General features: G+C 67.5%; 18 protein-coding genes. 9 read left to right on the plus strand and 9 right to left on the minus strand.

Annotated features, from left to right (window positions below):
- Positions 1-41: 41 nt before the first annotated feature.
- Positions 42-1,466: a type I glutamate--ammonia ligase gene (gene glnA / locus ACP699_RS01865; protein WP_127482300.1), complete on the minus strand. Its 1,425-nt coding sequence runs from the start codon at positions 1,464-1,466 to the stop codon at positions 42-44.
- 147 nt (positions 1,467-1,613) lie between these two features.
- Between glnA and ACP699_RS01870 the strand changes: the two genes are divergently transcribed.
- Entirely contained in the window at positions 1,614-2,042 is a 429-nt protein-coding gene (locus ACP699_RS01870; protein WP_031206091.1) for an RDD family protein, read from the plus strand.
- Positions 2,043-2,060: 18 nt separating this feature from the next.
- Here ACP699_RS01870 and ACP699_RS01875 read toward each other — a convergent pair whose 3' ends face one another.
- The gene (locus tag ACP699_RS01875) at positions 2,061-2,549 is read right to left on the minus strand and encodes an ATP-dependent zinc protease family protein (protein ID WP_036323483.1); all 489 of its coding nucleotides are present in this window, start codon (positions 2,547-2,549) and stop codon (positions 2,061-2,063) included.
- A 17-nt stretch (positions 2,550-2,566) separates the two neighbouring features.
- Here ACP699_RS01875 and ACP699_RS01880 point away from each other — a divergent pair, with 17 nt between their 5' ends.
- A complete protein-coding gene (locus ACP699_RS01880; RefSeq protein WP_017830470.1) occupies positions 2,567-3,754 on the plus strand; it encodes a RimK family alpha-L-glutamate ligase in 1,188 nt (395 codons plus the stop codon).
- 59 nt (positions 3,755-3,813) lie between these two features.
- On the opposite strand, the gene ACP699_RS01885 is transcribed toward ACP699_RS01880, so the two are convergent.
- On the minus strand, positions 3,814-4,524 hold the full coding sequence (locus tag ACP699_RS01885; RefSeq protein WP_055867876.1) for a DUF4191 domain-containing protein: 711 nt from the start codon (positions 4,522-4,524) through the stop codon (positions 3,814-3,816).
- A gap of 161 nt (positions 4,525-4,685) precedes the next feature.
- On the opposite strand from ACP699_RS01885, the gene ACP699_RS01890 reads away from it, so the two are divergent.
- Positions 4,686-6,155 carry a hypothetical protein gene (locus ACP699_RS01890; protein ID WP_426168709.1) on the plus strand — a complete coding sequence of 490 codons (1,470 nt, stop codon included), beginning with the start codon at positions 4,686-4,688 and terminating at the stop codon, positions 6,153-6,155.
- Positions 6,156-6,164: 9 nt separating this feature from the next.
- Here the strand turns inward: ACP699_RS01890 and sucB are convergent, their stop codons facing one another.
- The 3 genes from sucB to ACP699_RS01905 form a co-directional block, all read right to left on the minus strand.
- Positions 6,165-7,913, minus strand: coding sequence for a 2-oxoglutarate dehydrogenase, E2 component, dihydrolipoamide succinyltransferase (sucB, locus tag ACP699_RS01895; RefSeq protein WP_426168712.1), 1,749 nt, complete (start codon positions 7,911-7,913; stop codon positions 6,165-6,167).
- 67 nt (positions 7,914-7,980) lie between these two features.
- Positions 7,981-9,354: a dihydrolipoyl dehydrogenase gene (lpdA, locus tag ACP699_RS01900; protein WP_426168715.1), complete on the minus strand. Its 1,374-nt coding sequence runs from the start codon at positions 9,352-9,354 to the stop codon at positions 7,981-7,983.
- Between the two features lie 3 nt (positions 9,355-9,357).
- The gene (locus tag ACP699_RS01905) at positions 9,358-10,830 is read right to left on the minus strand and encodes a leucyl aminopeptidase (RefSeq protein ID WP_426168718.1); all 1,473 of its coding nucleotides are present in this window, start codon (positions 10,828-10,830) and stop codon (positions 9,358-9,360) included.
- A 113-nt stretch (positions 10,831-10,943) separates the two neighbouring features.
- Between ACP699_RS01905 and ACP699_RS01910 the strand changes: the two genes are divergently transcribed.
- The 3 genes from ACP699_RS01910 (at position 10,944) to ACP699_RS01920 (ending at position 13,984) form a co-directional block, all read left to right on the plus strand.
- Positions 10,944-11,885 carry a proteasome assembly chaperone family protein gene (locus tag ACP699_RS01910; RefSeq protein ID WP_055867890.1) on the plus strand — a complete coding sequence of 314 codons (942 nt, stop codon included), beginning with the start codon at positions 10,944-10,946 and terminating at the stop codon, positions 11,883-11,885.
- 168 nt (positions 11,886-12,053) lie between these two features.
- Complete coding sequence (locus ACP699_RS01915) at positions 12,054-13,292, plus strand: RNA polymerase sigma factor (RefSeq protein WP_017830477.1); 1,239 nt, start codon at positions 12,054-12,056, stop codon at positions 13,290-13,292.
- Positions 13,289-13,984: a coenzyme F420-0:L-glutamate ligase gene (locus ACP699_RS01920; protein WP_426168723.1), complete on the plus strand. Its 696-nt coding sequence runs from the start codon at positions 13,289-13,291 to the stop codon at positions 13,982-13,984. The genes ACP699_RS01915 and ACP699_RS01920 overlap by 4 nt, the downstream gene beginning before the upstream one ends.
- A gap of 61 nt (positions 13,985-14,045) precedes the next feature.
- On the opposite strand, the gene ACP699_RS01925 is transcribed toward ACP699_RS01920, so the two are convergent.
- A complete protein-coding gene (locus tag ACP699_RS01925; RefSeq protein ID WP_426168726.1) occupies positions 14,046-15,062 on the minus strand; it encodes a sugar-transfer associated ATP-grasp domain-containing protein in 1,017 nt (338 codons plus the stop codon).
- Between the two features lie 80 nt (positions 15,063-15,142).
- Here ACP699_RS01925 and ACP699_RS01930 point away from each other — a divergent pair, with 80 nt between their 5' ends.
- Both ACP699_RS01930 and ACP699_RS01935 read left to right on the plus strand, forming a co-directional pair.
- Positions 15,143-15,847, plus strand: a complete 705-nt coding sequence (locus tag ACP699_RS01930; protein ID WP_426168729.1) for an alanine racemase — start codon at positions 15,143-15,145, stop codon at positions 15,845-15,847.
- Positions 15,844-16,884, plus strand: a complete 1,041-nt coding sequence (locus ACP699_RS01935) for an alanine racemase (RefSeq protein WP_426168732.1) — start codon at positions 15,844-15,846, stop codon at positions 16,882-16,884. Before ACP699_RS01930 ends, ACP699_RS01935 begins: the two co-directional genes overlap by 4 nt.
- Positions 16,885-16,929: 45 nt before the next feature.
- Here ACP699_RS01935 and ACP699_RS01940 read toward each other — a convergent pair whose 3' ends face one another.
- Positions 16,930-17,148, minus strand: a complete 219-nt coding sequence (locus ACP699_RS01940; RefSeq protein WP_021200689.1) for a DUF7455 domain-containing protein — start codon at positions 17,146-17,148, stop codon at positions 16,930-16,932.
- A gap of 181 nt (positions 17,149-17,329) precedes the next feature.
- Between ACP699_RS01940 and ACP699_RS01945 the strand changes: the two genes are divergently transcribed.
- Positions 17,330-19,450, plus strand: a complete 2,121-nt coding sequence (locus ACP699_RS01945; RefSeq protein WP_371861300.1) for a DNA gyrase/topoisomerase IV subunit B — start codon at positions 17,330-17,332, stop codon at positions 19,448-19,450.
- Between the two features lie 42 nt (positions 19,451-19,492).
- On the opposite strand, the gene ACP699_RS01950 is transcribed toward ACP699_RS01945, so the two are convergent.
- The gene (locus ACP699_RS01950) at positions 19,493-21,934 is read right to left on the minus strand and encodes a DNA gyrase/topoisomerase IV subunit A (protein ID WP_426168737.1); all 2,442 of its coding nucleotides are present in this window, start codon (positions 21,932-21,934) and stop codon (positions 19,493-19,495) included.
- Positions 21,935-22,007 lie beyond the last annotated feature (73 nt).

Below are 22,007 nucleotides of genomic sequence, written 5' to 3' on the forward strand. Positions count from 1 at the left end.
CCAGCGGAAGCTGAGACGGGCTCTTCGCGATGTTCTGGTCGTCAGACGCCGAAGTACAGCTCGTACTCGAACGGGTGCGGACGCTGCGCCATCGGCAGGATCTCGTTCTCGTACTTGTAGGAGATCCAGGTCTCGATGAGCTCCTTGGTGAACACGCCGCCCTCGAGGAGGAACTGGTGGTCGGCCGCCAGCGCGTCGAGCGAGTCGAGCAGGGAGTTCGGGACCTGCGGGATGTCCTTGGCCTCCTCGGGGGGAAGCTCGTAGAGGTCCTTGTCGACCGGCTCGTGCGGCTCGATGCGGTTCTTGATGCCGTCGAGGCCGGCCATGAGCTGTGCGGCGAAGGCGAGGTACGGGTTGCCGGACGCGTCGGGCGCACGGAACTCGATGCGCTTGGCCTTCGGGTTCGAGCCCGTGATCGGGATGCGGATCGCGGCCGAGCGGTTTCCGGCCGAGTAGACCAGGTTGACCGGAGCCTCGAAGCCCTTGACCAGACGGTGGTAGCTGTTCAGCGTGGGGTTGGTGAAGGCGAGCAGCGCGGGCGCGTGGGCCAGGATGCCGCCGATGTACCAGCGCGCGATGTCGCTGAGCTGTCCGTAGCCGGCCTCATCGTAGAACAGCGGCTTGCCGTCGGCCCACAGCGACTGGTGGGTGTGCATGCCCGAGCCGTTGTCGCCGTAGAGGGGCTTGGGCATGAAGGTCGCGACCTTGCCCCATTCCTCGGCGGTGTTCTTGACGATGTACTTGAACTTGAGGATGTCGTCCGCCGCGTGGACCATGGTGTCGAAGCGGTAGTTGATCTCCTGCTGGCCGCCGGTGCCGACCTCGTGGTGCGAGCGCTCGAGGATGAACCCGGCGTCGATCAGCTTGAGGGTGATGTCGTCGCGCAGGTCGGCGGTCTTGTCGACCGGGCTGACCGGGAAGTAGCCGCCCTTGTAGGGCGTCTTGTTGGCGAGGTTTCCGCCCTCTTCCTCGCGGCCGGTATTCCAGGCGCCCTCTTCCGAGTCGACGCTGTAGAAGCTCGAGTTCGAGGTGACGTTGTAGCGGACGTCGTCGAAGATGTAGAACTCCGCCTCGGGGGCGAAGAATGCGGTGTCGGCGATCCCGGTCGAGGTCAGGTACTTCTCGGCCTTCTTGGCGACCTGACGCGGGTCCTTCGAGTAGATCTCGCCCGTGCGCGGGTTGTAGATGTCGAACAGCATGACGAGTGTGCTCGCCTCGCGGAACGGGTCGACGTACGCCGTCGTGACGTCGGGGATGAGCTGCATGTCGGACTCGTGGATGCTGGCGAAGCCACGGATCGAGGAGCCGTCGAACAGCTGGCCGTCGGTGAAGAAAGCCTCGTCGACCGTCGATGCAGGAATGTTGAAGTGCTGCTGAACACCCGGGAGATCGGTGAAACGGATGTCAAGGAACTTGACGTCGTTCTCCTTGATGTAGGTCAGTACCTCGGACGAATCTTTGAACATGTACGACTCCTGTAATGCGGATCGATGGCTTCACGGCCACTCTGCAGAGTACGGACGGGGGATTTCTCTACGGTATCCGCTTTGTTTCGGGCGTGTTACAGGCGCGACGGCGTCAGCGCGGCATATCGCGCTGGGTAGGCTGGGGGAGTGACGGATGCTGTGAACGCGTACCCCGGTGAACGACTCGGACTCCCCGAATCCGGCTCCGGGAGCATCGCCCGCCCCGGACGCCGCATCGGTGCCCTCCTGATCGACTACGCGGCGGCGACGATCATCGCCACCGGATTCCTCGGATTCAACCAGTTCGCGCTGCCGACGGAAGCCGGCCTGAGCCAGTTCGCTCCGATGCTGGTGTTCGCGGTGCTGCAGATCGTCTTCATCCCGACCGCGGGCGGCAGCCCGGGGCACCGTATCCTCGGCATGCGTCTGGCGCGCATGGACGGCAGCTGGGTCGGACTGTGGCGTCCGATCGTGCGCACGCTCCTGCTCGTGGTGGTCGTGCCGGCCGTGATCTGGGACGCCGATCAGCGCGGTCTGCACGACAAGGCGGTCGGCACGGTTCTGATCCGCACCTGACCACGCGGTCGGGCGGATTCAGGCGCGCCCGCGGTTGCGCCGGCGTGCCTCGCGCGGCGCCCTTCCACCGAGGAACGAGCGCGCAGGATCGACGATGTACCCGCGGCGCAGAGCCTCACGTCCGATGAGCATCCGGAAACCCATCTCGTCGCGATTGCTCAGAGTCACCTCGGCCAGCACCTCGCGGTCCACGAGACGGATGAGCAGTTCGACGACGAGTCGCTCCTGGGCATGACCGGAAGAGCTCCGTACCGCGCGACGATCGTGGACCGGCAACTCGACGACGACCGCGTCCTCTTGGCTGTCCTGCCAGGGTTTGACCTTGAAACGGACCCAGGGCTGCTCGTCCTGTTCGAACTCGACGATGTCGAAAGCGTGGAGCGACGAGGTGCGCGCACCGGTGTCGATCTTGGCTTTGAGCCAGTCGACGCCGAGATCGGGCAGGCTCACCCACTCTCGCCACCCCGTAAGGGTGTTTGAATGGGTAGACCTACTCACCTGATACATCCTGGCAGGAAATCCCCGTGAAGATCGCAGTGCTCTCCCGCGCGCCGCAGGCGTACTCCACCCAGCGGCTGCGTGCAGCCGCGCTTCAGCGCGGGCACAACGTCAAGGTGCTCAATACGTTGCGCTTCGCGATCGACCTCACCGCCGAGGAGCCGGACCTGCACTATCGAGGTCGTCAGCTCAGCGACTACGACGCGATCCTGCCGCGCATCGGCAACTCGATCACGTACTTCGGCACGGCCGTCGTGCGACAGTTCGAGCAGATGGACGTCTACACGCCGAACACCGCGAACGGGATCTCGAGCGCCCGCGACAAGCTGCGCGCGAACCAGATCCTCTCCCGCCACAACATCGCGATGCCGCCGACGGCGTTCGTGCGCAACCGTGCGGACGTGCGCCCTGCGATCGAGCGTGTGGGTGGAGCGCCCGTGGTCATCAAGCTCCTGGAGGGCACGCAGGGGATCGGGGTCATCCTCGCACCGCAGGTGAAGGTCGCCGAGGCGATCATCGAGACCCTGCACTCCACCAAGCAGAACGTGCTCATCCAGAAGTTCATCTCCGAGAGTCGCGGCCGGGACATCAGAGCGCTGGTCGTCGGCGATCGCGTCGTCGCCGCCATGCGACGATCGGCGGCCGGAGACGAGTTCCGATCGAACGTGCACCGCGGCGGTTCGGTGGAGGCCATCGAGCTCGACCCCGTCTACGAGCGCGCAGCCGTGCGCTCCGCCCAGATCATGGGCCTGCGCGTGGCCGGCGTCGACATGCTCGAAGGCGATGACGGTCCGCTGGTGATGGAGGTCAACTCCTCTCCAGGGCTGCAGGGCATCGAGACGGCGACGAAGCTCGACGTCGCGGGCGCCATCATCGACTACATCGCCGGTCAGGTGGCGTTCCCCGAGATCGACGTGCGCCAGCGCCTGACGGTCTCGACGGGCTACGGCGTCGCCGAACTCATGGTGCACGGCGCGGTCGACCTGGTCGGCAAGACCCTGGGCGAAGCAGGTCTGTGGGAACGGGACATCACGGTTCTCACGCTGCACCGCGGTGTCAGCGTGATCCCCAACCCGCGCAAGCACGTCGTGCTGGAAGCGGATGACCGCCTGTTCTGCTTCGGCAAGCTCGACGAGATGCGCTCGATGGTCCCGGAGCGTCGGCGCCGTCGTGCGAAGGTCCGTCGTCTGCCGCGGCAGCCGCTCTCCGAGTGAAACAGAGCGCGGCCGCCCTCACAGGAGGACGGCCGCGCTCGAGGCTCGTGTGCGCGAGCTCAACGAGGACGCTGGGAGCGCACCTTGGTCGGGTCGATGCCCTTCGGGATCGGCAGCGACGACAGCGACTGCGACACGGAGTCCACGCGGCGGATGACGGCGGCCATCGTGGCCTTGTCGATCACCTTCGGGAGCTTCTTGATCGTCTTAGAGAGATCGGCGATCGCCACCTCGTCATCGCCGTGACCGACGTAGAGAACCGTGACGGGAACGCCGTGCGCGACGCGCTGGGCCTTGCTGCGCTCTTCGTTCACGAGGCGGGTCAGCCGGCCTCGTGCGCCTTCGCCGACGACCACGATGCCACCGCGGCCGATGGTGCGGTAGACGGCTTCCTGCGTCTTCGGGTTGATGCCGACGGGCGTCTCGGACGCCTGCCAGCTGCGACCCAGGCTGGTGCTGAGCACATGACCGGTGGCGCCGGGCATGCCGTCGATCTTGCTGTACATGGCCGAGGTCGACAGGCGCGTCATCAGGAACAGGGCGCCGAGGATGCCGAGCATGAGACCGGTGATGCCCCAGAGGACGAGCGTCCAGATCTGGAAGGGCGGGATGAGATAGCCGGCGACGAGGCCGAGCAGCACGCCGCCGATGAGGATCGCGGCCTGCGCCCACGGAAGCCATGAGTAGGCCTCACGTGTGAACCGGAAGAGGGACTTGATCTGGGAGAAGAACCCAGGACGCTTTTCGGGTTCAGGAGCACTCTTTGCCATGAGGACCAGCCTACCGAGTCCGACGGCCTCGTGATGTCGACGTTCGCGCGAAGCGGAGCGGGCGCCTCTCACTCCTCCTGCACATCGGGGGCTCAGCCGGAATCCGTCCGGGTCGCCTCCGAACCCGGTGACGAAAGCGCCTCCTGCGCTGTGATGGGGAGATGAACGACATCGCGATCGACGACGGCCGGGGAGTGCCACTCGTACCGGGGGCGCATCGCGTGGTGAGGACGCTCGATCCGACCGAGGGGCCGTTCTCGGGCACGCTGGTGACCCAGGGGGAAGGCGTCGCTGTGCGGATGGACGCAGCGATCCTCCGCGGCTGGGACGGATGGCGGTTCGCGGGAGCCGAGCACATCGCGGCGCCCATCGATGTCAGTCGTCGTAGGGGAGGGCACGATGCGTTGCTTCCGTGGTGCACGGAGCGGGTGCGGGGGTTCCTGGGCCGGCGATCCGCGGCGGGAGGGAACATCACTCCCGGTGAATCCAGCACGCTCGTCGTCAGCCTTCTGCGGGGTCTCGACGAGTTGGGAGAGGGTGCCGGCGGCGCTCACACCGGCACGTGGTGGCTGACGGACGGAGGGCGTCCCGTCATCGTGCTCGGAGATGGTCCTGAGGCCAGAGCAGGAGTCCTGGAGATCCTCGGCAGTCTGAGGGAGCAGACCGCCGACAAAGCAGTCACGCGCGTGCTGGCTGCTGTCGAGGACGGGTTGGAGAAGACTCTCACCCATCCGCGTCTTCCTCGCACGCTCATCGATTCGTGGGAGCGGTCGATGCTCGACATCGCGGCTCCGCAGCCGCTCGAGCGCGAACTCCACGCTCCCGAGCGCGCACGAGACCTCGCTCGCGCGACCGCGCCAGGTGTTCCCCAGGACCGTCAGGGTGCGCTCCGTCTGCGTGCGGATCGCGTCCGCACCGGTGAACCGCATCGGGGGAGCCGCAGACGGGACGCGATCCGCGATGCTCTCCGCGGGTTCGTCGAGGCGATCCATGCGCGACTGGAGGACAGACGACGAACCCGTCCCGCTCGCACACGACCTCGGAACAGCGGGGCAGGGCAGTCTGAGACGACAGCAGACCGGCGGAAGAGATCAGTGCTGGTGGCGGGGGTGGCCGCGGCTCTGGTGCTCGCCGGAGGGCTTCTCTGGCCTGACGGCGAAGAAGCAGGGAAGGCCGACGGGGCAGCAGGTGGCAGCTCTCAGTCGCCGTCGCCGGGGGGAGATGCAGCGTCGGCGAGCACACCGCCCCCGAGAGCAGCTCCCGCGGGCGGAGAGGCCTCGAGGTCGCAGTCCTCCTCCGCCGAGGAGGATCCCCTCGGCGCCGTGCCATCTCTCCTGCGGGCGATCGCGGACTGCCGTGCCCAGGGCGATACTCCCTGCACGGATGCCGTGGCCGGCGACGCCGAGAACGTCATGGGGGCTCTGGGCAGGGTGGATCCGGTGAAGCCGAGCCCCGAACTCGTGGACGAGTACGGAGACGTCGCGGTGGTACGCCTTCGGACGAGTGGGGCGGATGAGGGGGCGGGAGACGCGGAGGGCGAAGGGTCCGATCAGACGATCGTCGTCCTCATCCGTACAGAAGAGAAATGGCTGGTCCGCGACGTCTATGACGTCGCGGACCAGCCAGGATGACTCGTGCGGTCAGGCGCCGAGCTGAGCGGCGAACTGCGCCGACTCGAGGCGGGCCTTCACCGCGCCCAGGAATCGGGCTGCGTCGGCGCCGTCGATGATCCGGTGGTCGTAGGAGAGCGCGAGGTACACGTACGACCGGACGGCGATCGCATCAGCACCCCCGACCTTCACGAGACCCGGACGCTTGACGACCGTGCCGGTACCCAGGATCGCCGACTGGGGCAGGAACACGACAGGAGTGTCGAACAGGGCGCCACGCGAACCGGTGTTGGTCAGCGTGAACGTGCCGCCGGCAAGCTCATCGGGCTTCAGCTTGTTGTCGCGGGTACGCGCGGCGAGATCGGCGATCTCGTGAGCGATCTGCGCGATGTTCTTCGAAGCGGCGTCGCGCAGCACCGGCGTGAGCAGACCGCGCTCGGTGTCGACGGCGATCGACACGTTCTCGCTGGCGGGGTAGACGATGTTCTCGCCGTCGACGGTCGCGTTGACGATCGGGAACGCCTGCAGCGCCTCAGCCGTGGCGAGAGCGAAGAACGGCAGGAAGGAGAGCTTGTCGCCCGTCTTCTCCAGGAACGACGCCTTCACGCTGTCGCGGTAGTCGGCGAGGGCCGTGACATCGACCTCGACGACCGTGGTCAGCTGAGCCGTCTGCTGCATCGACTCGACAGCACGCTTGGCGAGCACCTTGCGCAGACGCGACATCGGCTGCGTCGTGCCGCGCAGGGGCGAGACCTCGAGCGGAGCGGGGGCCGGGGCTGCAGCAGCAGGTGCCGCCGTCGCGGTCTCCGCGGCCTTCAGCACGTCTTCCTTGCGGATACGACCACCCACACCGGTGCCGGTGACCGAAGCCAGGTCCACGCCCTGCTGCGACGCCAGACGGCGCACGAGCGGGGTCACGTAGAGGTTGTCGTTCTCTGTCGGGAGTGCGAGCTTCGTCGCGGCGGGAGCCGGGGCTGCAGCAGCAGGTGCCGGAGCAGCAGCGGGTGCCGGGGCTGCAGCAGCAGGTGCCGGAGCGGCAGCGGGTGCCGGGGCAGCGGCCGATGCCGGGGCTGCAACGGGTGCAGGAGCAGCAGCGGGCGCCGGGGCAGCAGCAGGTGCCGGAGCCGCAGGCGCTTCGGCGGCGGGTGCGGCACCCGAGCCGACACGTGCCAGCACGGCGCCGACAGCGACGGTCTCGTCTTCGCCGGCGACGATCTCCTGCAGCACGCCGGCGACCGGCGAGGGGATCTCGGTGTCGACCTTGTCGGTGGAGATCTCCAGAAGAGCCTCGTCGACGGCGATGCTGTCACCCACCTGCTTGAGCCAGCGGGTGACGGTGCCCTCGGTGACGCTCTCACCCAGCTCGGGAAGAACGATGTCGGTCGCATCGCCGGCGGGTGCTGCGGGTGCAGCCTCTGCGGCCGGTGCTTCGGCAGCGGGTGCCGGTGCTTCGGCAGCGGGAGCCTCAGCGGCGGGGGCCGGTGCCTCTGCTGCGGCGGGGGCCGCGGCGGCGGGGGCATCTGCAGCCGGGGCCGCAGCGCTGCCATCACCGATGCGCGCGAGGAGAGCGCCGACCTCGACGGTCTCGTCCTCGGCCACGAGGATCTCCTCGATCACGCCGCTGACGGGGGAGGGGATCTCGGTGTCGACCTTGTCGGTCGAGATCTCGAGCAGGCCCTCGTCCGCCTGCACGGTGTCTCCCACCTGCTTGAGCCAGCGGGTGACCGTACCCTCTGTGACGCTCTCGCCGAGAGCGGGGAGGACGACGGATGTGCTCATGACTGAGTCTCCTTCAGGAAGTTGTATGACGCTTGTCTAGCTTAGTGACTCGGGCACCGGTTGGTGCTCAGAGGGCGTGCAGGGGCTTGCCGGCCAGAGCCAGGAAGGCCTCGCCGAGCGCCTCGCTCTGGGTAGGGTGCGCGTGGATCAGAGGAGCGATGTCCTCCGGGTGCGCCTCCCAGGCGACGGCGAGCTGCCCCTCGGTGATGAGCTCGCCGACACGATCGCCGAGCAGGTGCACACCGATGACGGGCCCGTCCTTGAGACGGACGACCTTCACGAGACCACCGGTTCCGATGATCTCGCTCTTGCCGTTGCCGGCGAGGTTGTACTCGTAGGCGACGATCGCGTCCGCGCCGTGCTCGGCGGCGGCGGCGGCCTCGGTCACACCGACCGAGGCGACCTCGGGGCTCGAATACGTGACCTTGGGGATCTGCGCATCCGGGATGTTGGCAGGCGAGAGTCCGGCGATCCGTTCGGCGACCGCGATGCCCTGCTGGAATCCACGGTGCGCGAGTTGGAGGCCGGGCACGATGTCGCCGACCGCCCAGAGCCCCGGTACACCGGTGAGCAGGTCTTCGTCGACGATCACGAATCCACGATCGAGGGTCACACCTGCCTCTTCGAAACCGAGATCGGCCGTGACGGGACCGCGACCGACGGCGACGAGGAGGTAGTCGGCGGTGAACTGCGTGCCGTCTTCGAGCGTCAGCGTGACGGATGACTCGTCCTGCACGACGCTCTGGAAGCGGGTTCCGAGGGAGTACTTGATGCCGCGACGACGGAATGCGCGCTCCAGTCCCTTGCTGAGGGCGATGTCCTCGTTCGGGACGAGGTGCGGGAGCGCCTCGATGATGGTGACCTCGGATCCGAAGGAGCGCCAGACGCTCGCGAACTCGACACCGATCACACCCCCTCCGAGGATGAGCACGTGGTCGGGCACGACGTCCAGAGCGAGAGCCTGCTCGCTGGTGAGGATTCGGCCGCCGATCTCGAGGCCGGGGAGGGAGCGGCTGTACGAGCCGGTGGCGAGCACCACATCCGTCCCCACGTAGACGTCGTCGCCGACGCTGACGCTGCGATCCGCGTTCAGGCGGCCGAGTCCGGAGACCGTGGTGATCCCGCGGGCCTTGACGAGTCCCTCGAGGCCCTTGAACTTCTTGGCGACGATCCCTTCGCGGTAGGCGCGGACCCCGGCGGTGTCGATGCCCTGCAGCGCTGCGGTCACGCCCACAGACGCGGCATCGCGCACATGGTCGGCGACCTCTGCGGCATGCAGCAGCGCCTTGGTCGGGATGCACCCGCGGTGCAGGCAGGTCCCTCCGACCTTGTCCTTCTCGATCAGCGCGACGGACTTGCCGAGCTCACTCGCCCGCAGTGCCGCGGCATAACCGCCGCTGCCGCCGCCCAGGACGACGATGTCGAAGGTGTGGGTTGTCATATGTCATGCCTCCGTGTGGGATGCTGCGGCGAAGGCGACGATCGATCGGACCATCGCCCCGGTGGGGCCCTTCTCAGTGAAGCCGTACGGGGCGCCGGCGTGTTCGCCGGATCCCGCGATGTCGAGGTGCACCCAGGGGATGCGCGGAGCGTCGTCGGCATCCGACGTACGACCGACGAAGCGGCGCAGGAACAGGCCGGCGTAGGAGGCGCCGCCCATCCGGTCGCCCATGTTCGCGTTCTGCAGGTCGGCGATGGGGGATTCGAGCGACTCCTCCATGTACTCCGGCAGCGGCATGTGCCATGCGGGCTCGTCGACCTGAGCGGTCGCGGAGATGAACGAGGACACGGTCTCGACGTCGCCGAAGACGCCGGTGTGCCGGTGGCCCAGTGCGGCGACGATGGCGCCCGTGAGAGTGGCCACGTCGATGATGACGTCCGGGTTCTCGCGACTCGCGGCCACGAGGCCGTCTGCGAGCACGAGTCGACCCTCGGCATCGGTGTTCTGGACCTCGACCGTCGTGCCGTCGAGGATGCGGATGACGTCGCCGGGGCGCAGCGCCCTGCCCGACGGCATGTTGTCGGTGATGCAGAGCCACGCCGTCACGTGGACCGGGAGGCCGAGCGAAGCGATCGCACGGATCGCGGCGAGCGACGTCGCGGCACCCGCCATGTCGAACTTCATGCCGACCATGGACGCAGCGGGCTTGAGCGACAGGCCGCCGGTGTCGAACGTGATGCCCTTGCCGACAAGGGCGATGTGTCGCGAAGCGTCGGCGGGGGAGTAGTCGAGGCGCACGAGACGCGGGGGACGATCCGAGCCCTGCCCCACGCCCAGGATGCCGCCGAAGCCCTGCTCGGCGAGGGCCTTCTCGTCGAGGATCTCGACGGTGACGTCGAGGTCGGCGACACTGTCGGCCGCGCTCTGCGCGAGCTGTGCGGGGCTCTGCCACTCGGCGGGAACGTTCACGAGGTCCTTGATCAGGGCGACCGCGTCGCCGATGACCTGGGCGTACTCTGCGTCTTCGTCGTCGAGTTCGGCGTGCAGGGTGACCGCAGTGGCGCGCGCCTTGCCCTTCTCCGTGCGGTATCCGTCGAACTTGTGCGCGCCGAGCACCGCTCCCTCGGCCGCTGCCGCGGCGAAGGGCTCGAGGCCTTCGGCAAGGGCCAGCGCGACGTGCTCGAAGCCGGTGAGCGTGCGCAGCGCCGTACCGGCCGCGTTGCGCACCGCTGCGGCGTCGGGCTTGGCGCCGGCGCCGACGACGGCGAACGGCAGAGACGTCACATCAGGGGCGTACACGCGGGCGAAGGATCCGGCGGAGCCGGTGAATCCGATGCCGGCCAACGTGTCGGCGAGGCCGGGGTAACCGGCCAGGGAATCCGCCGAATCGGGGAGAGCGGCGACGACGAGCACTGCGGCATCTGCAGCGCTTCCGGGGAACTGAGCGGTGGTGTGCGAGAGCACGGGAAGCGTCATACCTCCATCCTAGGATCTTCGCCGCGGCATGGTCGCGCGCCGTCCGTGCGCGTGTTCGCTCTCAGCATGACGCTCCGCGCCCCGGCATCCGGACCTGCTCGTAGCATGGAGACATGCCCTTCTCCGGTGAGATCCACGAACGCGTCGCGAATGCGCCCGCAGTGCCGCATGGCCTGCCGTTGGTGCTGCTTCTCACCGGTTTCACGGATGCGGGCAGCGCGGTCTCCGGTCTGATCGACCACTTGCGCGAGACCGCATCACCACAGCCGGTCGTGGTGTTCGAGAACGACGCGCTGCTGGACTACCGTGCGCGTCGTCCGGTGATCTCGTTCGACCAGGACCATCTCACGGAGTTCACGCCACCGCGACTCGAGCTGTCGCTGGCGACCGATGCACTCGGTCGTCCGTTCCTGCTCCTCGCCGGATACGAGCCCGACTTCGCGTGGAACCTCTTCGCGAAAACGGTTCTCGCGCTGGCGGCAGAGTTCGAGGTCTCGGGCCTGCACTGGGTGCATTCGATCGCGATGCCGGTACCCCACACGCGCCCGATCGGCACGACGGTCAGCGGCAATCGCCGAGAGCTCACCGTGGCGCACTCCGTGTGGCGTCCGCGCACGCAGGTCCCGGCGACAGCGGGGCACCTGCTCGAATTCCGCTTCGTCGAGCGCGGCGATCGAGCCGTCGGCTTCGTTCTGCTGGTTCCCCACTACCTCGCCGAGACCGAGAATCCCGACGCGGTCATCGCGGCGGCGGAGCGGCTGATGGCGTCGACCGGACTCGTGCTCATGCTGGATGCCGTCCAGGAGCGCCGCGAGGACTATCTGACGCGGGTCGACGAGCAGGTCGCCGGGAACGACGAACTGCAGCAGATGGTCCACAATCTCGAGCGCCGCTACGACGCGTACATGGCGGGACGTAACCCCGACGACGACTCCTACGACGAGGGCGGTTTCAGCGAGCGCGACCTTCCCAGTGCCGATGAGCTGGCCGCGGAGCTGGAGCGCTACCTGGCCTCGCGCCCGTCCGGCGACGAGGACAAGCCCGGTCGCGGTTGAGTCGGATCCGCGAGAACTTCGTCGGAATGCGTCCGCATCGCCACACGTGTGCGATACTAGGACTCTGACCCGTTGTCAATCAGTGTTTTCGAGCGCTGGACTTGACAAGGGTCTTACTAGTGTCCGAAATGTCCCGGGGCTACACAGCAGCTCCGTGAAAGGCGAAACGTGACTCCTGCCACGACGAAGAACACCCGGACGAAGAAGGCTGCCGAAGAGACGACCGCCGACGCTCCGGTCGAGGCCGATGCGCCCGAGAAGCCCGCGCCCCTGAGCGCGGCGAAGCGTGCGGCAGCGAAGCGCGCCCCCGTCAAGAAGAAGAAGTCCGAGGACGTCGTCGAAGAAGACGAGGCTCCCGCAGCTGCCGCTGTAGAGGATGACGAGGACGAGGACGCCAAGCCGAAGTTCACCGAGCCGCTGCCGACCGGCGCGATCGTCATCTCGTCGAACGACGACGAAGACGTCCCCGTCTACTCGACGCAGATCACCGGTGCGACGGCCGACCCTGTCAAGGACTACCTGAAGCAGATCGGAAAGGTCGCGCTCCTGAACGCGGCCGAAGAGGTCGAGCTCGCGATGCGCATCGAGGCGGGTCTGTTCGCCGAGGAGAAGCTGTCGGCGATGACCGCGGCCGAGAAGACGAGCCAGCTCGGTCTCGACCTGCAGTGGGTCGCCCGCGACGGTCAGCGTGCCAAGAGCCACCTGCTGGGTGCGAACCTGCGACTCGTCGTCTCGCTCGCCAAGCGCTACACCGGCCGCGGCATGCAGTTCCTGGATCTGATCCAGGAGGGCAACCTCGGTCTGATCCGCGCTGTCGAGAAGTTCGACTACACCAAGGGCTTCAAGTTCTCGACCTACGCCACCTGGTGGATCCGTCAGGCGATCACCCGCGCCATGGCCGACCAGGCCCGTACCATCCGCATCCCGGTGCACATGGTCGAGGTCATCAACAAGCTCGCGCGAGTGCAGCGTCAGATGCTGCAGGACCTCGGCCGCGAACCCACTCCGGAAGAGCTCAGCCGTGAGCTCGACATGACGCCCGAGAAGGTCGTCGAGGTGCAGAAGTACGGCCGTGAGCCGATCTCGCTGCACACTCCGCTGGGTGAAGACGGCGACAGCGAGTTCGGTGATCTCATCGAGGACACCGAGGCCGTGGTCCCCGCCGACGCCGTGGGCTTCACCATGCTGCAGCGTCAGCTGGAGCAGCTGCTCGACTCGCTGTCCGAGCGTGAGGCGGGTGTCATCCGCATGCGCTTCGGCCTGGGCGACGGTCAGCCGAAGACGCTCGACCAGATCGGCGACACGTTCGGTGTGACGCGTGAGCGCATCCGCCAGATCGAGTCCAAGACGATGGCGAAGCTGCGTCACCCGAGCCGCTCGCAGTCCCTGCGGGACTACCTCGAATGAGTCAGGCGAACGACGGCAAGGCGCTCGAGGCGAGCGTCGACGGCAAGAGCTACGCACGCATCCCGCTGCGCACCCGCGTGGTCATGCCCGAGGACGACCTCGACGCGATCATCACGGAGTACGCCACGGACGCCGTGCAGCCGGGCGACCTGCTGTTCGTGACCGAGAAGATCGTGGCGATCACCCAGGGGCGGTCCTACCGTCTCGACGAGATCAAGCCGCGCAAGCTCGCGCTCTTCCTCTCGAAGTACGTCACCCGCACGCCGTACGGCATCGGACTCGGCATGCCCGAGACGATGGAGATGGCGCTGCGGGAGTGCGGCACCCCGCGTATCCTGTTCGCGTCCGCCGTGGCGGCGGTGACCAAGGCTTTCGGCCGTCGTGGTGACTTCTACCGCATCGCCGGGGACAAGGCACGCGCGATCGACGGTCCGACCAAGCACACCATCCCTCCTTACAACGAGGCCGTCGTGCTCGGACCCAAGGATCCCGACGGCGTGGCCGCACGTGTGAAGGCGCTGATCGGCGGTCAGGCGGAGGTGGCGGTGGTCGACATCAACGATCTCGGCGGCAACATCCTCGGTTCGACGCTCGACAAGGACGCAGAGCGTCGCCTCGTCAAGATCCTCGGCGACAACCCGCTCGGACAGGGCCTGGAGTCGACGCCGCTCGGTATCGTCCGCGCGGTCTGATCCGCTCAGATCCACGAAGAAGGCCCCGGATGCTCAGCATCCGGGGCCTTCTTCGTGGATCTCAGAAGCCGATGACCTCGCGGTAGCGAGGCTTGTGGCCCGTGCGGATGCCGGTGACGCTGGGCTTGTTCTCGTACACGCCGGCACCCCAGTTGCCCTCGACGAGCACGGGCCCGTCCGGGGAGACCACGATGTCCCAGCCGACGTACTGCACCTGCGGCACGACGCGGGCGACCTCGTCGATGAACGCGCGTACCTCGTCCATGTAGGGAAGCTGGAAGTCGGCGATGCGGAAGCCCGAGTCCGGATGCGTCTCGTGCACGTGGCCGTGCGAGTCGTACCCTGCGCCGGCGGCATGACCGTTCTCGTCGAGCATCGTGTAGAAGCCGCCGAATGTCATCTGGTCGCTCACGGCACCACGCCCGAACTTCTGGGCCATCGCGAGGATATGGGCCTTCTCGCCGTCGAAGAACGCCGTGATCCGGGTGGTGTTCACCGTGCCGGGGCACACGGCTGCGAGGGCGTCGTGCTGACGGATGACTTCCTCGATCAGGAGTTCGCCGCGGGCCAGCAGCCCACGGTGGAACTCGTCCCAGTCGGCGATGTCGGCGGCGTGATAGCGGTGCACTCCGGTGCCCGCCTGGCCCACCGGCTCCTTCGTGACGATCGTTCCGAGGCGCTGGGTGAGCTCGCGAACAGCGTCGGCGTTGCCCTCCTCGACGACCATCCATTCGCGGTGCAGATGGTCGGAGAACTGCTTGTCGAACTCGACCTTGTCCTGGAAGATCCAGCGATAGTCCGGGTGGTCGTACCGCTGGGAGAGCTGGTTCGAGACCGGATGCGTCATGTACGTCGCGCGCTCGGCCTTCGTCAGCATCGCGAAGTCGTAGTCGATGTAGTCCTGGAACCCGACGTTGTGGCGCGCGGCCGACCAGAGCATGTCGACGACGATCGCGGGAACCGCCTTGTGGTGCTGCTCGGAGGCCTCTTTGGCGCGTTCCACCACCGATCCGACGTCGATGCGGCGGGCACGTCCCATCAGATAGCGGATGCGGGGCGTGAGGGAAAGACGAGACATGAGGCTCCAGGGTCGGGGTCCCCACCAGTCTACGGGGGCCGGGGAGGCCGACCTGGGAGCCGGAAGCTAGGCTGGAACACGTGTGTGACACGACTTCCAGCTCCCTGCCGCGTGCGATGATCTCCCGCTCCGCCTTGGCGGCAGGAGCGTCGGCGGCGGTGGCAGCCGGTGGTCGCGTGGCCGATCTGCGCCGCGACGCGTGGGGTCACGGCGTCCTCGCCGTCGCCCAGGTCGTGACCGCGGCCGGCGCCGAGCATGTGCTCGTCGACGCTCAGGGCGAGGTCGAGGCACTGCAGCTCGAGGGAATCCACGGTGTCACGACCGGAGAGCCCGATATCGAAGCGTCTCTCCTCTACGGCATCCCCGATTCGGACCGAGAGCTCGCGACACGACCGGTCATGCGGTTGACCGGCCGAGTCCTGTCGACCAAGCGCCTTCGGCCGGGAGACGCCGTCTCCTACGGCTACACCTACCGCGCGTCCCGGGACACCGTGGTGGCGCTCGTGACCGGCGGCTACGCACAGGGCATCGTGCGCGCGCTCGGCAATCACGCCGAGGTGGAGATCGATGGTGTGAGCAGGCCCATCGTCGGGCGCGTCGCCATGGACGTCTGTGTCGTCGACCTCCAGGGCGCCGACGTCGCGGCAGGCACGGAAGTCACCTACTTCGGCGGCGAGGGACCGGCGTCGTCAGGGATCTCGCGGTGGGCCGCCGTCACCGGAATGAGTGCGGCCGAGCTCATCACCGTCGCCGGCGCTCATGCCGTGCGGGGGTGGGAGGCATGAGCCGCCCCGAACTGCGTCTGAGCAGCAGCGTCTTCCGAGCGAACATCGATGCGGTGCGCGCCCGTGTCGCCCCGTCGACCTTGATGCTCGTGCTCAAGGACGATGCCTACGGTCACGGTCTCTCCTGGGCGGTGGATGCCGCGGTGCACGCGGGAATCGAGTGGTTCGGAAGCTACGACATCCGCACCGGTCTCTCCGTCCGCAGGATCGCCGGCGGCGATGCCAGGATCTTCGCCTGGGTCACATCGACGGATGAAGAGATCGACCATGCGCTGATGCAGAGGATCGATCTCGGCGTCGGCACGATCGACTATCTGCGGCGGATCATCGCGCGCGCCGAGGCGCTCGGACGATCTGCACGCGTGCACCTCAAGATCGACACGGGTCTGCACCGCAACGGCATCCTCCCGGAGGACTGGGCGGTGGCTGTGGCGGAAGCGCGCGGAGCCGAGCAGGCGGGGCTCCTGGAGTTCGCTGGCGTGTGGAGCCATATCGCGGAGGCGAGTGACGCCGACGACGACATCGCCCACGAGGCGTTCCTCGACGCGGTCCGCGTCGTCCGGGAGTCGGGCGCGAGCCCCGCGGCGCTTCACCTGACCGCCTCGGCGGCTTCGTGGTGGCGTCCCGAGCTGCGGGGAACGGTCTCACGCATCGGAGCGTTCTGCTACGGCATCCGATCCGCGGAGGGACCGGAACTCGACGGCATCCGCCCGGCCGCGAGCCTCGTCGCGACGGTCGTCGACCTCCACGGGGATCGGGTATCGATCGGGATCGGCAGCTTCGACGGCCTCCCCTCCACACTCTCCGGAAGCCGCGTCGGAACCTCCGGCGGAGCACGGACGCTCGTGTCGGTGGGACACACCTCATCGGTCGTCGAGGGGTGGCCGGGAGCGCGGGTCGGTGACGAGGTCGTCGTGTTCGGCGCTGGTGAGCGCGGAGAGACGTCGGCGACGACTCTCGCCGAGCGCATCGACACCGTGGGAGAAGAGATCCTCACCCGGCTCACGCCGCGCGTGCGCAGAGTCGTCGCCGACTGATCTGCCTCGGCTGACCACGGTCAGCCGAGAGGAGTCAGGATGCGATCAGACCGTCTCGACGAGGCGGGCCGTCTCGTCGTGCCAGCTGGTGGCGATGCTGCGGAGCTTCTCTTCGTACTTGCGACCATGGTGGGCGCAGAACAGGAGCTCGGACCCGTTGACCTCAGCGGCGATGTACGCCTGAGCGCCGCAGGAATCACAACGATCCATGGCTGTCAGGCGGAACTCGACGGTGGAGGTGTCACGTTCGGTCGTTGCGTTCATCTCGGTGCCTCCTCGGGTGTCGGCTTCGCTGGGGGATTTGGTCAATACAACCACGCTCCACCTGTACGCATGCCCGGTTTGCGGCGTGTTTCGCTCAGCGCGTACGCGACCCCCGCCGAGTGGCCTCCCGCGGGGAGTGTCTGCGGAGTCCGGGGAGCTCACGAGATTAGACTCGGAGATTGTGAATGCCGAGTACTCCGCCCATCATCTCCAGGTGCTTGAAGGCCTCGAGGCCGTCCGCAAGCGCCCAGGGATGTACATCGGGTCCAACGGCTCGCCCGGGCTCATGCACTGCCTCTGGGAGATCATCGACAACTCTGTCGACGAAGCGGTCGCCGGTAACGGCACGAAGATCGACATCATCCTGCATGCCGACGGCAGCGTCGAGGTGCACGACCGTGGGCGCGGCATCCCGGTCGATGTGGAACCGCGCACCGGGTTGACCGGTGTCGAGGTGGTTTACACGAAGCTGCACGCCGGCGGCAAGTTCGGTGGCGGCTCCTACGCGGCATCCGGTGGTCTGCACGGCGTGGGCGCTTCCGTGGTGAACGCGCTCTCCGAGCGCCTCGACGTCGAGGTCGACCGCGGAGGCAAGACCTATGCGATGTCGTTCCATCGCGGCGAGCCCGGCATCTTCGCGGACTCGGGGGAGAAGCGCCCGGACGCTCCTTTCACACCGTTCCAGGAGAAGAGCGAACTGCGGGTGATTGGCAAGGCGCCCCGCGGCGTGACCGGCACCCGGGTGCGCTACTGGGCCGATCGGCAGATCTTCACCAAGGATGCGGCCTTCCAGCTGTCCGAGCTGGAGACCCGCGCCCGTCAGACCGCCTTCCTGGTGCCGGGGCTCGAGATCGAGGTCGCCGACAAGCGCACGAATCGTCCGGACGCCCCGGAACTCGGTTCCGAGGACGCGGATTCCCCCGGAACCGTGACCTCCTACCTCTATGAAGGCGGTATCTCGGAGTTCGTCGACTACCTCGCCGTCGACCCGCCGATCACCGACAACTGGCGCATCCAGGGTGAGGGAACGTTCAAGGAGACGGTTCCGGTCCTGCAGGCCGACGGACACATGATCGCCACCGAGGTGGAGCGTGTGTGCGCCGTCGACATCGCACTGCGGTGGGGCACGGGCTACGACACAAAGGTGCGCTCCTTCGTCAACATCATCGCGACGCCCAAGGGTGGAACCCATCAGCAGGGCTTCGAGCAGGAGCTCCTCAAGGTGCTCCGCGCGCAGGTCGAGCAGAACGCCCGCCGTCTCAAGGTCGGGAACGACAAGCTCGAGAAGGACGACGTCCTCGCCGGATTGACGGCCGTGCTCACGGTCAACGTGCCCGAACCGCAGTTCGAGGGGCAGACCAAGGAGATCCTCGGCACCCCTGCGGTCCGGCAGATCGTGGCTCAGGTGATCCGCAAGGACCTGGCGCAGCGCTTCAGCTCCACCAAGCGCGACGACAAGAACCAGGCGTCCCAGCTGCTGGACAAGGTCGTCTCCGAGATGAAGGCACGCGTCTCGGCGCGTGCGCACAAGGAGACCCAGCGTCGGAAGAACGCACTGGAGTCGTCGACTCTTCCGACGAAGCTCGTCGACTGCCGCACCAACGAGGTCGAGCGCAGCGAGCTCTTCATCGTCGAGGGCGACTCGGCGCTCGGCACCGCCAAGAATGCGCGCAACAGCGAGTTCCAGGCCCTGCTGCCGATTCGAGGGAAGATCCTCAACGTGCAGAAGGCCTCCGTGGGCGACATGCTCTCGAACACCGAGTGCGCATCGATCATCCAGGTCATCGGGGCCGGCTCAGGGCGGACCTTCGACATCGACGCGGCGCGCTACGGCAAGATCATCCTGATGAGCGATGCCGACGTCGACGGTGCCCACATCCGCACTCTGCTGCTCACCCTGTTCTTCCGCTACATGCGACCGCTGATCGAGCACGGCCGCGTGTTCGCCGCCGTACCGCCGTTGCATCGAATCATCGTGATGAACCCCGGATCGAAGCCGAACGAGACGATCTACACCTACAGCGAGCAGGAGATGCACACGCTGCTGGCGAAGCTTCGCAAGGCAGGCAAGCGCTGGCACGAGCCGATCCAGCGCTACAAGGGTCTCGGCGAGATGGACGCCGAGCAGCTGGCGAACACCACCATGGACCGCTCCGGTCGTCTTCTGCGTCGTGTGCGCATGGAGGATGCGGAGGCCGCGGGGCGCGTGTTCGAGCTCCTGATGGGCAACGAGGTCGCTCCGCGTCGCGAGTTCATCATCGACTCTTCCGACCGGCTGTCGCGCGAGTCGATCGACGCGTGAGGAGATCCGGAGGCCGGCGGTGACCAGCAGCCTCCGGATCGCTCAGACGAGTGTGCGGCCGATGCTGCCGATGACGCCGTCGATGGGCTGACCAGAGGCGTCGCGGCGTGCTCCCGCTTCGGGGAGCTTGCGCACGGCACCGGTCGGATCGATCGCCTGCGGAGGGTTCGGGCCCACCCAGGCGACCGTCAACCGGTCCTCGCCCTTCAAGAAGGAATGCGCGCGGACGCCACCGGTCGCGCGGCCCTTGGCGGGGTACTCCGCGAACGACGACACCTTGGCCCGGCCGGGGTCGGTACCGGGGAGGATGCTCTCTCCACCCGACACCGTGGCGACGACGGCATCCGCAGACGGATCGACCACACCGAAGAAGAGCACGGATGCCCCCGAGCCGAGCTTGACTCCCGCCATTCCGCCGGCCGGTGCTCCCTGCGGGCGCACCGCCGACGCCGGGAAGTGCAGCAGCTGGGCGTCGCTCGTCACGAACACCAGCTCGGCGTCGTCCGGGGCCTCAGCCGCTCCCACGACGGTGTCTCCCGGCTTCATGCCGATGACCTCGAGGTCGGGACGTACAGGCAGGCTGGAGGGAACGATGCGCTTGACCGTGCCCTGCGCCGTGCCGAGCGAGATCGGCGTCTCACTGTCGAAACGCACGAACCCGACCACGCGTTCACCCTTGGTCGTGATGCCGAGGTAGTCGCGCAGCGGGGTGCCGGCGGCGAGCTGCACGGAGGTGGCGGGCACGGACGGGAGGTCGACGGGGGAGAAGCGCACGACGCGGCCGAGGCTTGTGAGTGCTCCGAGTTCGGCTCTGACCGTGGTCTCGACCGTCGTCAGGATCGCGTCGTGCTTGCTGCGCCTGGCGGGGACGGAGAGCTCCTGGCCTTCGCCGAGGTCGACGCGGACCGTGCGTCCTGTGGTGGAGAGCACCAGCACGGTCGGTGCGTCGGCGATCTGCAGGTCGACCGCGCCCTTGGTGGCGCGGGGCTTGGGCGGAGCGGCATTCATCAGCAGCGTGCGCCGGGGGGTGCCGTACGCCTCGGCTGCGGCGTCGAGCTCCTTGGCCACCGCGGCGCGCAGCAGCACGGGGCTGCCGAGGAGTTCGCGGAGAGCAGCGATCTCGGCCAGCAACGCATCGCGCTCGGTCTCGAGCTCGATCCGGGAGAACTTCGTCAGACGGCGCAGACGCAGCTCGAGGATGTACTCCGCCTGGAGCTCGCTCAGGTCGAAGACCGATCGCAGTCGCGCACGGGCCTGCTCCGAGTCGTCGGACGAGCGGATGACCTGGATGACCTCATCGATGTCGAGGATCGCGATGAGCAGACCCTCCACGAGGTGCAGACGCTCCTCGCGACGCTTCAGGCGGTAGCGGCTGCGACGGGTGATGACCTCGAGGCGGTGGCCGACGTAGACGCTCAGCATCTCCTTGAGGCCGAGCGTGCGCGGCTGGCCCTCGACCAGGGCGACGTTGTTGATGCTGAAGGAGTCTTCCAACGGGGTCAGGCGGTAGAGCTGTTCGAGCACCGCGTTCGGGTCGAAGCCGGTCTTGATGCCGATCGCGACGCGCAGTCCGTGATTGCGGTCGGTGAGGTCGGTGACGTCGCTGATGCCCTGCAGCTTCTTCGCCTGCACCGCGTCGCGGATCTTCTCGAGCAGTCGTTCCGGACCGACCATGTACGGCAGCTCCGACACGATGATGCCGGTGCGCCGGGGACCGAGAGGCTCGATCGACGTCTTGCCCCGGACCTTCAGAGCCCCGCGTCCGTTCGTGTAGGCGTCTTTGACGCCGTCGAGTCCCATCAGGATTCCGCCGGAGGGGAAGTCGGGACCGGGAACGAACTCCATCAACTCCTCAGTGGTCGCATCCGGGTGCTCGAGCAGGTGCGTGGCCGCCGCGACCACCTCGATGAGGTTGTGCGGCGCCATGTTGGTGGCCATACCCACGGCGATACCGCTCGCACCGTTGACCAGGAGATTGGGGAAGGCCGCCGGCAGCACGGCGGGCTGCTGGAACTGGCCGTCGTAGTTCGGGATGAAGTCGACGACATCCTCGTCGAGGTTCTCGGTGAGCGCCAGGGCAGCGGCGGCGAGCCGTGCCTCGGTGTAGCGGGCCGCGGCGGGCCCGTCGTCGAGGGATCCGAAGTTTCCGTGCCCGTCGACCAGGGGAACGCGCAGGGCCCACTCTTGAGCGAGGCGCACCAGGGCGTCGTAGATCGCGGAGTCGCCGTGGGGGTGCAGCTTTCCCATCACCTCGCCGACGACGCGCGCGCTCTTGACGTGCCCGCGGTCGGGGCGCAGGCCCATCTCCGCCATCTGGTAGAGGATGCGGCGTTGCACGGGCTTCAGACCATCGCGCGCGTCGGGCAGGGCGCGCGAGTAGATCACCGAATATGCGTACTCGAGGAACGAGCCCTGCATCTCGGTGGAGAGGTCGATGTCCTGGATGCGCTCCTCGACAGGCTCGGGCGGCGGGGTTTTCGGCATGGACTTCCTGAGGGCATACGGGAGCCTGTGTCAGACTGGCTCGGATGTCCTTCATGCTACCGTCCGCGCCGCC

Source organism: Microbacterium sp. DWRC1-3, from assembly GCF_049896645.1.
GTDB classification, from domain to species: domain Bacteria; phylum Actinomycetota; class Actinomycetes; order Actinomycetales; family Microbacteriaceae; genus Microbacterium; species Microbacterium maritypicum.